The 13,638-nt window shown below is 72.2% G+C and carries 12 protein-coding genes; 8 read left to right on the forward strand and 4 right to left on the reverse strand.

Annotation, left to right across the window (positions count from 1 at the left end):
• Positions 1–31 precede the first annotated feature (31 nt).
• From J7U37_RS16010 to J7U37_RS16025, 4 genes are all read left to right on the forward strand, one after another.
• Complete coding sequence (locus J7U37_RS16010) at positions 32–517, forward strand: DUF305 domain-containing protein (RefSeq protein ID WP_247636364.1); 486 nt, start codon at positions 32–34, stop codon at positions 515–517.
• A gap of 134 nt (positions 518–651) precedes the next feature.
• Complete coding sequence (locus tag J7U37_RS16015) at positions 652–1,170, forward strand: (2Fe-2S)-binding protein (protein ID WP_056184915.1); 519 nt, start codon at positions 652–654, stop codon at positions 1,168–1,170.
• Entirely contained in the window at positions 1,167–2,228 is a 1,062-nt protein-coding gene (locus J7U37_RS16020) for a xanthine dehydrogenase family protein subunit M (RefSeq protein ID WP_247636365.1), read from the forward strand. The genes J7U37_RS16015 and J7U37_RS16020 overlap by 4 nt, the downstream gene beginning before the upstream one ends.
• Entirely contained in the window at positions 2,221–4,452 is a 2,232-nt protein-coding gene (locus tag J7U37_RS16025; protein WP_247636366.1) for a xanthine dehydrogenase family protein molybdopterin-binding subunit, read from the forward strand. The genes J7U37_RS16020 and J7U37_RS16025 overlap by 8 nt, the downstream gene beginning before the upstream one ends.
• Before the next feature lie 51 nt (positions 4,453–4,503).
• Here the strand turns inward: J7U37_RS16025 and J7U37_RS16030 are convergent, their stop codons facing one another.
• From J7U37_RS16030 to serA, 3 genes are all read right to left on the reverse strand, one after another.
• Positions 4,504–5,217, reverse strand: coding sequence for an anti-sigma factor (locus tag J7U37_RS16030; protein WP_056184926.1), 714 nt, complete (start codon positions 5,215–5,217; stop codon positions 4,504–4,506).
• The gene (locus J7U37_RS16035) at positions 5,214–5,795 is read right to left on the reverse strand and encodes a sigma-70 family RNA polymerase sigma factor (protein ID WP_056487508.1); all 582 of its coding nucleotides are present in this window, start codon (positions 5,793–5,795) and stop codon (positions 5,214–5,216) included. The genes J7U37_RS16030 and J7U37_RS16035 overlap by 4 nt, the downstream gene beginning before the upstream one ends.
• A 206-nt stretch (positions 5,796–6,001) precedes the next feature.
• Positions 6,002–7,249: a phosphoglycerate dehydrogenase gene (gene serA / locus J7U37_RS16040; RefSeq protein ID WP_056184929.1), complete on the reverse strand. Its 1,248-nt coding sequence runs from the start codon at positions 7,247–7,249 to the stop codon at positions 6,002–6,004.
• 286 nt (positions 7,250–7,535) lie between these two features.
• Here serA and J7U37_RS16045 point away from each other — a divergent pair, with 286 nt between their 5' ends.
• The 4 genes from J7U37_RS16045 to J7U37_RS16060 all read left to right on the forward strand — a co-directional run bounded on the left by J7U37_RS16045 (position 7,536) and on the right by J7U37_RS16060 (position 12,955).
• Entirely contained in the window at positions 7,536–8,939 is a 1,404-nt protein-coding gene (locus J7U37_RS16045; RefSeq protein WP_247636367.1) for an FAD-binding oxidoreductase, read from the forward strand.
• A gap of 93 nt (positions 8,940–9,032) precedes the next feature.
• On the forward strand, positions 9,033–10,007 hold the full coding sequence (locus tag J7U37_RS16050) for a S1C family serine protease (RefSeq protein WP_247636368.1): 975 nt from the start codon (positions 9,033–9,035) through the stop codon (positions 10,005–10,007).
• A gap of 31 nt (positions 10,008–10,038) precedes the next feature.
• The gene (gene trmFO, locus J7U37_RS16055) at positions 10,039–11,469 is read left to right on the forward strand and encodes a methylenetetrahydrofolate--tRNA-(uracil(54)-C(5))-methyltransferase (FADH(2)-oxidizing) TrmFO (RefSeq protein WP_247636369.1); all 1,431 of its coding nucleotides are present in this window, start codon (positions 10,039–10,041) and stop codon (positions 11,467–11,469) included.
• A gap of 145 nt (positions 11,470–11,614) precedes the next feature.
• Positions 11,615–12,955, forward strand: a complete 1,341-nt coding sequence (locus J7U37_RS16060; RefSeq protein ID WP_247636370.1) for an MFS transporter — start codon at positions 11,615–11,617, stop codon at positions 12,953–12,955.
• On the opposite strand, the gene J7U37_RS16065 is transcribed toward J7U37_RS16060, so the two are convergent.
• On the reverse strand, positions 12,936–13,466 hold the full coding sequence (locus J7U37_RS16065; protein ID WP_056181316.1) for a GNAT family N-acetyltransferase: 531 nt from the start codon (positions 13,464–13,466) through the stop codon (positions 12,936–12,938). The two genes, J7U37_RS16060 and J7U37_RS16065, sit on opposite strands and share 20 nt — an antisense overlap.
• Positions 13,467–13,638 lie beyond the last annotated feature (172 nt).

Genomic DNA, 13,638 nt, shown 5'->3' on the forward strand with positions numbered 1-13,638 from the left:
GTCCCTCTTCTGAACCCCGGAGACGAACCCCATGAAGACCGCGACTGCCGTCCTCGCCGCCCTCGCCCTCCTCGCCCTGGCGGGCACCGCCCCGGCCCACGAGGATCATCATCACGACGACGGGCACGACCACGCCCACGGCACGCCGGGCCACGCCCACCCGGCAAAGCCGGCCGGCGCGGTTAAGGCCGGGGCCAAGGCCGGGACTGGGGTCTCGCCCTCCACCAAGGCGTTCCAGGACGCCGCCATGCGGATGCACGGCGACATGGAGATCCGCTATTCCGGCGACGTCGACCGCGACTTCGCCGCCGGCATGATTCCGCATCATGCCGGCGCCATCGCCATGGCCCGGGTCGCCCTGCAATACTCCAAGGATCCGGAAGTGCGCGCGCTGGCCGAGAGCATCGTCAAGGCCCAGGACACCGAGATCGCGCAGATGCAGGCGATCCTGAAGCGCAAGGAGACCGAGAGCAAAGACGCTCAGGGGAAACCGGCCGAGGGGGCGGCCCCGCGCTGACAGCGCCTCCCTTGACCACGCCCCCCTTAACCACGCCCCCTTGACCACGCCCGCCTGACCACACCCCCTGGTCGGGAACCCCGGCGGTTCTATCTGGATCGGTTCCAGACAGGCCACGGCGGAGACAGCCCGGCATGAGCTTTCCCATCACGCTGACCGTGAACGGCACGGCCCGCAGCATCGTCCTGGAGGATGCGCGGGTCACCCTCCTCGATCTGCTGCGCGAGCGCCTCGACCTCACCGGGGCCAAGAAGGGCTGCGACCGGGGCCAGTGCGGGGCCTGCACCATCCTGATCGACGGGGTGCGGGTGAATTCCTGCCTGGCGCTGGCCGTCAGCCACGACGGCGCGGCGATCACCACCATCGAGGGATTGGCGCAGAACGAGGCCCTGCATCCCGTCCAGGCCGCCTTCCTGGAGCATGACGGCTTCCAGTGCGGCTTCTGCACGCCGGGCCAGATCCTCAGCGCGGTCGGCCTGATCCAGGAGGGCCAGACCGGGGGCGACCCCGAGCGGGTGCGCGAGGGCATGAGCGGGAATCTCTGCCGCTGCGGCGCCTATGCGGGCATCACGCAAGCCGTGCTGACGGCCCACGCGCAGATGACCGGGCCGGACGTCCTGCCCGGCCGCCAGATCGCGGAGGATGCGGCGTGAAGGCCTTCGACTATCTCCGCCCGTCCAGCGTCGCCGAGGCGGTCGCGGCCGCCGGCCGGCCCGGTGCCGCCTACCTCGCCGCCGGCACCAACCTCGTCGACCTGATGAAGGGCGGCGTCACCCGCCCCGACACCCTCGTGGACATCACCCGGCTGCCCGGCCTCGACCGGATCGAGCGCCGCGCCGACGGCACGACACGGATCGGCGCCCTGGTGCGCAACGCCACCCTGGCGCACGATCCGGTCATCGCCCGGCGCTACCCGGCGCTCACCGAAGCCCTGCTCTCGGGGGCCTCGGGCCAGCTCCGCAACGCCGCCACCACCGCCGGCAACGTGCTGCAGCGGACCCGCTGCGCGTATTTCACCGACACCGCCAGCGCCTGCAACAAGCGCGACCCCGGCACCGGCTGCGACGCGCAGGGCGGCGTCACCCGTGCCCACGCGGTGCTCGGCTGGAGCCAGCACTGCATCGCCACCCACCCGTCGGATTTCTGCGTGCCGCTGGCCGCCCTCGACGCCGTCGTGGAGATCGAGGGGCCGGCCGGTCCCCGCAGCGTGCCCCTGGACGCGTTCCACCGCCTGCCGGGCGACCACCCGGAGCGCGAGACGGTGCTGGAGCCCGGCGACCTCGTCGTCGCCGTCACCCTGCCGGCAGAGGCCGAAACCTTCGCCGGCCACAGCCGCTACCTCAAGGTCCGCGAGCGCACCTCCTATGCCTTCGCGGTGGTATCGGCGGCCGTCGGCCTGCGCCTCGACGGGGACCGGATCGCGGAAGGCCGCATCGCCCTCGGCAGCGTCGCCCTGAAGCCCTGGCGCGCCCGCGAGGCGGAACACCTGCTCGCCGGCGCGGCGCCCACGCCCGAGATTTTCGCCAGGGCGGCCGAGGCCGCTCTGGCCGACGCCAAACCCTCGGGCGACAACGCCTACAAGATCGAGCTTGCCCGCCGCATCGTCGTGCGCGCCCTCACCCTGGCCGTTGCCGGCACCCCGGACCGCGTGCCCGCGCTCCCGGCCAGTCCCTTCGCCACCCCTTCGGCCGGAGTCTCCGCCCATGCCTGAGCGTCAGCGCCACGGCGCCTCCATCGGCCAGCCGCTCACCCGGCGCGACGGCCCCGACAAGGTCACGGGTGCGGCCCGCTACAGCGCGGATTTCAAGCCCGAGGGCTTGGCCCACGCGGTGATGGCGGTGAGTTCGATCGCGCGCGGGCGGGTCACGCATCGCGACATCGCGGCGGCGCAGGCCCATCCCGGCGTGATCGCCGTGATGACGCCGGAGAACGCGCCGGCGCTCGCCAAGTCGCCGGACCAGAAGGACAATCCGTTCACCTTCCGCCTCGACCTGCTGCAGAACGACGGCGTGCGCTACGCCAACCAGCCCATCGCGGTGGTGATCGCCGAGACGCTGGAAGCGGCCACCGAGGGTGCCGCCCTGCTGGCGCCCCGCTACGAGGCGGAGCCGGTCAGCGTCGCCCTCGGAGCCGGCGAGATCTTCAGCCCCGACACCATCGGGGCCGGCTCGGCCACCGACGAGGGGTCCGGCGATCTGGCCGCCGGCCTGGCGGCGGCGGAGACGCGGATCGCGGCCACCTACGACACGGCGGCGCAGTATCACAACGCCCTCGAACCCCATTCCTGCGTGGCGGAATGGGACGGCGACCGCCTGACCCTCCACACCCCGACCCAGGCCCTCTGGATCGCCAAGGGCCGGATCGCCGACCTGTTCGGCATCCCGCCGGAGAACATCCACGTGGTCTGCCACTATCTCGGCGGCGGCTTCGGCTCGAAGGGCTTCATCGCCGCGCCGCAGATCCTCGGGATCATGGCGGCCAAGATGGTGGGACGCCCGGTCAAGCTGGTGACGCGGCGCGAGCAGATGTTCGGCCCGGTCGGCCACCGCGCCGCCACCCGCCAGACCCTGAGGCTCGGCGCATCGCGGGACGGGACGCTCACGGCCCTCGACCACCACACCCTGACCCTGACGAGCCGGCACGACGACTTCGTCGAGCCCTCCGGCATCCTCTCGCGCCACCTCTACGCGGCGGGCGCGATCGCGACCACGCACGCGGTCTCCCGGGCCGATATCGGCACCCCAATCTTCATGCGGGCTCCCGGCGAAGCCTCGGGCAGCGTCGCGGTGGAGAGCGCGCTGGACGAGCTGGCGCTCGAACTCGACCTCGATCCCCTGGAAATCCGCCTGCGCAACTACGCCGAGGTCGAGCCGATCACCCATCGGCCGTTCTCCTCGAAGGCGCTGCGCGAATGCTACGCCCAAGGCGCGGCACGCTTCGGCTGGGCCGCCCGCCCGCGCCAGCCGCGCCAGATGCGCGACGCCGACGGGCTGCTGGTGGGCTGGGGGCTCGGCACCGCCACCTACCCGGCCGGGATGATGCAGGGCGAGGCCCGGGCCACGATCCGGGCCGACGGCACGGCCCTGATCGAGACCGCCGCCCAGGACATGGGCCAGGGCGCCTGGACGGTGCTGGCGCAGATCGGCGCCGACGGTCTCGGACTGCCCATCGCCCAGGTCGAGCTGCGCATCGGCGACTCGAACCTGCCGAACGGCGGGCTGGCGGGCGGCTCCACCGGCACCGCCACCGGCGGCACGGCGGTCCACAACGCCGCGCAGGCGGCGATCGCCGAACTCGCGGACCTGGCCGTCAACGACCCGGCCTCGCCCCTCTACGGCGCCGGCAATGCCGGCGTCACCACCCGCGACGGACGCCTCGCCCGCAACGACGACCCCGCCCGCTCGGAAGCCTTCTCCGAAATCCTGGGCCGAGCCGGCAAGGCCTCGGTCGAGGCCAAGGGCGCGGGCGCGGGCGACCCCGCCTCACGAAAAGCCTACGCGATGCACGCGCACGGGGCGGTCTACGCGGAGGTGAAGGTCGATCCGGACTTGGGCCAGATCCGGGTGACGCGCCTCGTCGGCGCCTTCGCGGCCGGGCGCATCGTCAACCCGCACCTCGTACGCAGCCAGTATTACGGCGGCATGATCTGGGGCGTGTCCCTGGCCCTGCACGAGCACGCGGTGCTCGATCCGCGCTCGGGCCGGGTGATGAACGGGAACCTGGCCGAGTACCACATCCCGGTGAATGCCGACGTGCCTGCGATGGAGGCGATCCTGGTGGAGGAACACGATCCGCACGTGAACCCGCTGGGCATCAAGGGGGTCGGCGAGATCGGCATCACCGGCACCGCCGGCGCCATCGCCAACGCGGTCTGGCACGCCACCGGCGTGCGGGTGCGCGACATCCCGATCACCCTGGACAAGCTGCTGGGGTGAGGCCGGGCGACCGGTCCCTCCGGGTCGCCGGCGCCGCCTCGCGAATCAGGCCTATTCGCGAATCAGCTTGCCCGAATACACCACCGGCCCGGTCGGGAGGCCGGTGGGGGAGCCCCCCTCCGGCTCGACCGAGACCGCGAAGGTGCCGCCCGCCAGGGCGTCGGCCTTGGCCGGCAGAATCAGGCCCTTCGCGTCCGATCCGACGAGCCCGAGGGTCTTCGGCGGTTCTCCCGCGCCGACATACCAGAGTTCGAGGCTGTGCCCCGCGGGCGCCTGCGCGCCGACCGGGCGTACGCGGGCGGTCCCGGCCCGGGTGTCGATGCTGACGAGGAGCGCGGGGGCCTCGCCGCCGCTGTTGACCACGGCGATGTAGCGCCCGTCCCCATCGCCCGGGCGCGGCTCGCCCACGGCGATGAACAGGGCCAGCCCGGCCGCCAGGGCGGCCGCCGTGCCGGCGGCGAGGCGCCAGCGCCACACCGCGCCCTGCAGGGCGCCGATGCGGTCGTCGTTTGCGGCGGCGGCGCGGTGTCCCGGCCCATCGCCGGCCACGGCCCGGGCGATCGCCGGCCACACCTCCGGCCCCGGCGGAACCTCGGGCGCCGCGAGGGCGAGGGGCGCCAGGCGACGCTCCCAAGCCTCCCGCGCCGCCCGGGCGGTCGGGTCGACCGCGAGTTCGAGGTCCACCGCGGCCCGTTCGGCCGGCGGCAGGGTGCCGAGCACGTACTCGGCGAGGCGCAGGTCGCGCTCGTCCGGATCGGGGGTCATGCGACACCGTCCAGGCAGCCGCGCAGGGTCGCGAGACCGCGATGCAGCCAAGTCTTGATGGTGCTCACGGGCCGGTCGTAGCGCAGGGCGAGGTCCTCGCGGGACTGGCCCTCGCAATAGGCCAGCACGATGCAGTCGCGGTGCATCGCCTCGAGCCGGCCGAGACAGGCCCGCAGGGCATCGCGTCCCAGGATCGTGCCCTCGCTGTCGTGGGGATCGACCAGACGCTCCACCCAATCCTCCCCGTCCTCGGTGACCGGCCCCTGGACCTCCTGGCGCCGCCGCACCCCGTCGATGGCGCGGTTGCGCGCGATGGAGCACAGCCAGGCCAGGGGTCGCCCGGCCGCCGGGCTGTAGGAGGCGGCCTTCTGCCAGACCCGCAGATACACCTCCTGCAGCACGTCCTCGGCCATGCCGCGATCGGTCTGGATACGCAGGATCACCCCCAAAAGTTTCGGCGCCGTCCGATCATAGAGGGTCCGCAGGGCGGTTGCGTCGCGCCGGGCGATATCGGCGATCAGGTCCGCGAGGGCGACGTCGGTGCGCGAGGGATCGTCCGCGACGGCACCATCACGCAGGGGGCTGGCACGCAACGGCTGGGCATCCTCTTCCCGGGCGCGGGTTGTCCCCTGCACGACGGCGCGGCCTCGGATCGATTCGGTGCGATCCGCACAATCGCGCCCGCATCAGTTAATCGAGGTCGGCGCCGCGCGCCACCGGACGCCGTCGCCGACCGCGCGATCGATGGGGATATTCGGTCCGGCCGGGTGAAACGGCCTCGCCGTCAGCGGCGCTCGTAGAGCAGACGCGCCCGGATCGTGCCGTCGAGCGCCCGGATCTCCTCCAGCAGGCTCTCTGCGTCGGCATCGGTCACGTCGGTCTCCACCACCACGTAACCGACCTCGCCGTCGGTCTGGTAGAACTGCGCCGCGATGTTGACCCCGCGCCGGGCGAAGGTGTCGTTGAGGCGCCCCAGCATGCCCGGGATGTTGCGCTGGACGTGGATCAGGCGCGTGCCGGTGGGGCGGGCGGGCAGCTGCACCTGCGGGAAGTTCACGGTGCCCACCGTCGAGCCGATATCGGAATAATCGACGAGCTTGCGCGCGACTTCCGAGCCGATGCGCTCCTGCGCCTCCTCCGTCGAGCCGCCGATATGCGGCGTCAGGATCACGTTGGGCAGGCCCTGGAGCGGGCTGACGAAGCGCTCCTGGTTGGAGCCCGGCTCCACCGGGAACACGTCGACGGCGGCCCCCCGCAGGTGGCCGTCGCGCAGGGCACCGGCCAGGGCGTCGAGATCCACCACGGTGCCGCGGGCGTTGTTGATCAGGAAGGCGCCGGGCTTCATCGCCCGGATCTCGGCCTCGCCGATCATGTTGTGGGTCTCGGGCGTCTCCGGCACGTGGAGGGAGACCACGTCGCTCTGGGCCAGCAGGGTCTCCAGGCTGTCGGTGGGCTCGGTGTTGCCGTGGCGCAGCTTGTCGGTCTGGTCGTAGAACACCACCCGCATGCCCATCGCCTCGGCCAGGGTCGAGAGCTGCGAGCCGATATTGCCGTAGCCGACGATGCCCAGCGTCTTGCCGCGCACCTCCTGCGAGCCCGTGGCCGACTTGTCCCACGCGCCCGCATGGGCGCCCACCGAGCGCGGCACGATCCGGCGCAGCAGCATCACGATCTCGCCGATGACGAGCTCGGCCACCGAGCGGGTGTTGGAGTAGGGCGCGTTGAAGACCGGGATGCCGCGGTGGCGCGCGGCCTCGAGATCGACCTGGTTGGTGCCCACCGAGAAGCAGCCCACCGCCAGCAGGCGCTCGCCATGGGCCAGGGCCGCCGCGTCGAGCTGCGTGCGCGAGCGGATGCCGAGGATGTGGGTGCCCTTCAGGGCCTCGTGCAGGGCCTCGCGGTCCAGGGCCTTGGCCACCCGCACGACGTTGGTGTAGCCGGCGGCGGCGAAGAGCTCGGCGGCGCTGTCGTTGATGCCTTCGAGCAGCAGGACGCGGATCTTGTCCTTCGGGAAGGAGAGTCGTTCGGCCATGGTCGTGTTCTTCTCGGATCTCGCGCCCGTGTCGGGCGGATGGGACGCCGGACCCGTCGGGCCGCGCGACGCGGTCGGGCCCGTGGCGCCAGCGCCCGAATGGGCCGTGTGAGAGGCCAGTTCGCCGGGACGGTCAAGGCCCGGCCTTGAGCATCGGCGGCGATTGTCAGGCCGCCCCCTTGACCCGGGCCGCCGCCGTCGGGATGCCGGGGCGACCCGTTTTCGCAGATGCGGCCCGGGCCCCCGCAGGAGGAGGCCGCCGAGGAGCCCGCCGAGGAGCCTGCTGATGAGCCCGACCACCCTGCCCGCCGATCTCCTCGGCCGGCTGGATTCCTGCCTCGGCCGGGGCGGTCTGCTCACCGCCGCGGACGATCTCGCGCCCTACGCGGTCGATTGGCGGGGCCTGTTCCCGGGCCGGCCGGCGGCGGTGGCGCGCCCCGCCACCACCGCCGAGGTCTCGGCCGTGATGGCGGCCTGCCACGCGGCCGGCGTCGCGGTGGTGCCCCAGGGGGGACATACCGGCCTTGCGGGCGGCGCAACCCCGGACGCCTCCGGCGGCCAGGTGGTGCTCTCGCTCGCCCGCATGAGCGCGATCCGCCGGGTCGATCCCCTCGGCCTCACCCTGGAGGCGGAGGCCGGCTGCATCCTCAAGGTGGCGCAGGACGCGGCGGAGGCGCAGGGCCGGCTCCTGCCCGTCAGCCTCGCGGCGGAGGGCTCGGCCATGCTGGGCGGCATCATCGCCACCAATGCGGGCGGCATCAACGTCGTGCGCTACGGCATGACCCGCAACCTCGTCCTCGGGCTCGAGGTGGTGCTGGCCGACGGGACCGTGGTCGACGGACTGCGCGCCCTGCGCAAGGACAATGCGGGCTACGACTGGAAGCAGCTCTTCATCGGCAGCGAGGGCACGCTGGGCATCGTCACGGCCGCGATCCTGCGCCTCGTGCCGCGCCCGCGCCACACCGCCACGGCGCTCCTGGCGGTGCCGGACCCGGCCGCCGCCCTGCGCCTCCTGCGCGCGGCCCAGGACGCGCTGGGCGACACCATCCAGGCCTTCGAGCTGATCGCGGGCGAGTCCCTGGCGCTGGTGGCCGAGCATGCCGGCCTGGCGAGCCCCATCGCCGCCGCGGACTGGACCGTGCTGATGGAAGCGGGTTCGAGCCTGCCCGGCCTGCGCGAGGCGGTGGAGACGCTGCTGGGCGAGGCCCTGGAGCGGGGCGACGCCACCGACGGCGTGCTGGCCGAATCCGGCCCGCAGGCAGCCGGCCTCTGGGCCCTGCGCGAGCACATCACCGAGGCCGAGGCCCGGGCCGGCAAGAGCGTCAAGCACGACGTCTCGGTGCCGATCCCGGCGATCCCGGACTTCCTGGCGGCGGCGGGCGCGGCGCTGCGTGCGGGCGCGCCCGGCACCCGGCCGAACATCTTCGGCCACATGGGCGACGGCAACATCCACTACAACGTGCTCATCGGCCCCGAGCACGGCCCGGAGGCCATCAACCGCATCGTCCACGACGCGGTTGCGCGATTCGGGGGCAGCATCTCCGCCGAGCACGGCATCGGGCAGTACCGGGTCGACGAACTCGTCCGCCACCGGCGCCCGGAGGAGATGGCGCTGGCCCGCCGGATCAAGCAGGCCCTCGACCCGCAGGGGCTGCTGAATCCCGGAAAGGTGCTGCGCGCCGCGCATTGAGCGGTTGCAACGTCGCTCCAGACTGTCGAAATTCGAGCCGGCGACCTATCTCCGGTCTCATCGACACGACACGACGGCAGGAAAGACGCTCCCATGGCCTCGCCCGGAGACTGGAAGATTCCCGCATCCGCCCAGCCCAAGGCCGCCGATTACGGCTACGACCTCGAGCAGGCGCTCACCGCCATCGTGGCGCTCTCGACGCGGGTGCCGCCGGAGGCCTTCACCGCCGAGACCCTCGGCACCGAGCGAGCCGGCAACGGCGTCGTCATCGGCGAGGACGGCCTCGTCCTCACCATCGGGTACCTGGTGACGGAGGCCGAGTCCGTCTGGCTCACCACCCATGACGGGCGCTCCGTGCCCGGCCACGTGGTCGGCTTCGACGCGGTGACCGGCTTCGGCCTCGTCCAGGCGCTGGGGGACCTCAGGATCAAGCCGCTGAAGCTCGGGCGCTCCGCACCCGTCAAGATCGGCGACCGAGCGGTGATGGCCGGGGTCGGCGGACGCGCGCGCAGCCTCGCGGTCGAGGTCGTCGCCCGCCAGGAATTCGCCGGCTACTGGGAATACGTCCTCGACGAGGCCCTGTTCACCGCGCCCTCGCACCCGCACTGGGGCGGCGCCGCGCTGATCGGGCCGGACGGGTCCCTCCTCGGCATCGGCTCGCTGCAATTGCAGCAGGGCAGCACGGCCGGGCCGAAGACCATCAACATGATCGTGCCGATCGACCTGCTGCCGCCGATCCTCGACGACCTCACCACCCGCGGGCGGGTCGACCGGCCGGTGCGCCCCTGGCTCGGCCTCTACGCCAGCGACGGCGAGGAGGCCGTGGTGGTGATGGGGCTCGCCGACGATGGCCCGGCCGAGGCGGCGGACCTGCGCCCGGGCGACGTCATCGTGGCGGTGGCGGGCGAGCCGGTGGCCGACCTCGCGGGCTTCTTCCGTCAGGTCTGGGCGCTCGGCGAGGCCGGGGTGCGGGTGCCCCTGACGATCCAGCGCGACGGCAAGCCGCTCAAGCTCTCGGTGACCTCCTCCGACCGCGAGCGCTTTTTGGCCTCCCCCCAGCTCCATTGATCCGAGGGTCGGGCGGGTCTATCCCGTGGCGATGACGGACAGCGCGGACTCCTTGCCCATCCATATCGTCGGCGGCGGCCTCGCCGGATCGGAGGCCGCCTGGCAGATCGCCGAGAGCGGCCACGACGTGGTGCTCCACGAGATGCGCCCGGTGCGGGGGACCGAGGCCCATCACGGCTCCGACTTCGCCGAACTGGTGTGCTCGAACTCGTTCCGCTCGGACGATGCCAACGGCAACGCGGTCGGGCTCCTGCACCAGGAGATGCGGACCCTCGGTTCGCTGATCCTGCGCGCGGCCGACGCGCATCAGGTCCCGGCCGGCGGGGCGCTCGCCGTCGACCGCGAGGGGTTCGCCAGGGCCGTCACCGCCGCGATCGAGGCGCATCCGCGCATCACCATCGTGCGCGAGGAGGTCGAGGGCCTGCCGCCCGAATCCTGGGGCCGCACCATCATCGCCACCGGTCCCCTCACCGCCCCGTCGCTGGCGCAGGGCATCCGCGAACTGACCGGCGCCGAGTCGCTGGCCTTCTTCGACGCGATCGCCCCCATCGTGCACCGCGACTCGATCGACATGGGCAAGGCCTGGTTCCAGTCGCGCTACGACAAGGTCGGGCCCGGCGGCACCGGCGCCGACTACATCAACTGCCCGATGAACCGCGAGCAGTACGACCGGTTCATCCAGGCGCTCGTCGAGGGTGAAAAAATCGGGTTCAAGGAGTGGGAGGCCTCGACCCCCTACTTCGACGGCTGCCTGCCGATCGAGGTCATGGCCGAGCGCGGCTCCGAGACCCTGCGCCACGGCCCGATGAAGCCGGTCGGCCTCACCAACCCGCACGACCCCACCGTGAAGGCCTGCGCCATCGTCCAGCTGCGCCAGGACAACGCGCTCGGCACGCTCTACAACATGGTCGGCTTCCAGACGAAGCTGACCTATTCCGAGCAGGTCCGGGTGTTCCGCACGATTCCCGGCCTCGAGAACGCCGAGTTCGCGCGGCTCGGCGGCCTCCACCGCAACACCTATCTCGACAGCCCCCGCCTCCTCGACGCGACCCTGCGGCTGAGAGCGCGGCCGAGCTTGCGCTTCGCCGGCCAGATCACCGGCTGCGAGGGCTATGTCGAGAGCGCCGCCATCGGGCTGATGGCCGGCCGCTTCGCGGTCGCCGAGGCGCAGGGCCACACCCTCGAACCGCTGCCCGCCACCACGGCACTCGGCGCCCTGATCGGCCACATCACCGGCGGCCACATCGCGGCCGAGGACGTCGGCACCCCGCGCTCGTTCCAGCCGATGAACGTGAATTTCGGCCTGTTCCCACCCCTCGATCACGCCCCGAAGGGCGAAGGCGGCAAGCGCCTGAAGGGGCCGGAGAAGGCGGTGGCCAAGAAGAAGGCGCTGACCGACCGGGCCCGCGCCGACCTGGCGGCCTGGATGGGACAGGGCGCGGCGCGGATCGCGGCCGAGTAGGGTCCCGCTGCGGCGTCCCGAACACGCCGGCCGCATTGAAACCTTTGGAAACCCTTGTGACCCCGCCGGCCCTAGCGCTCGCGAAAAAACATGCCCACCCTGGGATGAACGGCCCAGGGCCGGGCGTATCAGGCAAGGACCTCCGATGGCGAGCCATCCGGATCACGACCAGGGCGGCTCCCGGGCCTCTACCGTCCTGCGGGTGACGAGCGGCAACTTCCTGGAGATGTTCGACTTCTTCGCCTTCGGGTTCTACGCCACCTACATCGCCAAGGCGTTCTTCCCGAGCGAGAGCGACGTCGCCGCGCTGATGCTGACCTTCATGACCTTCGGGGCCGGCTTCCTCATGCGGCCCCTCGGAGCCGTGCTGCTCGGGGCCTATGTCGACCGGGTCGGCCGCCGCAAGGGCCTGATCGTCACCCTGTCGATCATGGCCGCGGGCACCATTCTGATCGCCCTGGTGCCCGATTACGCCAGCATCGGCCTCGCGGCGCCGGTCCTGGTGCTGATCGGCCGCCTGCTCCAGGGCTTCTCCGCCGGTGTCGAACTCGGCGGCGTCTCGGTCTACCTCGCCGAACTGGCGCCGCCCGGCCGCCAGGGCTTCTACGTCGCCTGGCAATCGGGCAGCCAGCAGGTGGCGATCATGGCGGCGGCCACCATCGGCTACGCCCTCAACCGCCTGTTGATGCCGGCCGAGATGGGCGCCTGGGGCTGGCGCATCCCTTTCCTGATCGGCTGCCTCCTGGTGCCGTTCCTGTTCTACATCCGGCGCTCGCTGCAGGAGACCTCCGCCTTCCGCGCCCGCAAGGTCCACCCGCCGGTGGGCGCGGTGCTGCGGACCCTGGCCCGCAACTGGCGGATCGTCGGGCTCGGGATGCTGATGGTGGCCATGACCACGATCGCGTTCTACGCGATCACGGTCTACACGCCGACTTTCGGCAAGAACGTCCTCCGGCTCTCCGACACCGACAGCCTGATCGTCACCTTCTGCGTCGCGGTCTCGAACCTGTTCTGGCTCCCCGTGATGGGGGCGCTCTCCGACCGGATCGGGCGGCGTCCGATCCTGCTGCTGTTCTCGGGGCTGACCCTCGTCACCGCCTACCCGGCGCTGGCCTGGCTCGTGGCGCATCCGAGCTTCGAGACCATGCTGGCGGTGCTGCTGTGGCTGTCCTTCCTCTATGGCGGCTACAACGGCGCCATGGTGGTGGCGCTCACCGAAATCGTGCCGCCGGAGGTGCGCACGGCCGGGTTCTCCCTGGCCTATTCCCTGGCGACCGCGCTGTTCGGCGGGATGACGCCGCTGATCGCCACCTGGCTCATCGCGGAGACGGGCAACAAGGCGGCGCCCGGCCTGTGGCTCGCCCTCGGCGGCGCCTGCGGACTCCTCGCCACGCTCATCATCTATCGCCGGAGGGCGTCGGATCTGCCGGCCCCGGTCACGTCCGCTCCGTTCGTTTCCGCCCCCGTCACGCCGGCGCGAACGTGAAGATCCGGCGTCCGGGCAATTCGCCCGCATCGCCGGTGTCGCGGAATCCGACCTTGCGCAGGAGACCGGCCGAGGCCGCGTTTTCGGGACGGCACTGGGCGATGATGAAGCGATGGGGGAAGCGCTCCCGCAGCAGGCCCACGGCGGCGGTGACCGCCTCGGTGCCGAGCCCCTGCCCCCGGGCCGCGCCGCCGACCCAGTAGCCGACCTCGGCGGCATGGTCGCCGCGCAGGTGCAGGCCGATCACCGCCGCGAGGGCGCCGTCCGACCGCAGCCGTGCCCCGAGGAAGCAATCCTTGGTCACCTTGGCCGGGCCGATCAGCCGGCGCGCGTCCTGGAGGGTGAAGGGCGTCGGCAGGAAATCGACCACGCCGGTGATGGCCGGGTCGTCGGTCAGCGCCCGCACTGCCTCGGCATCGGACGGCACCAGCGGCGCGAGCCGCAGCCGGGCCGTCTCGACGGGCTTGAGGTTCGCGAGGCTGTAGCGCGAGGCGAGCTTGCGGAAGAACATGCCCCGGATTTGCGCCCGCGCGGCCCGGGACACAAGCGGCATCGCGCGCCGCCGGGTACCCTCACCGAAAAACCTGCCCCGGATCGCCTCCGGGGCAGGCACCGGCATGGAAAAAACCCGCCCGGACATTTCCGGGGCGGGCACCGGCATGAAAAAAACCCGCCCCGGACAT

The organism is Methylobacterium sp. 37f, assembly GCF_023093475.1.
Classification (GTDB): domain Bacteria; phylum Pseudomonadota; class Alphaproteobacteria; order Rhizobiales; family Beijerinckiaceae; genus Methylobacterium.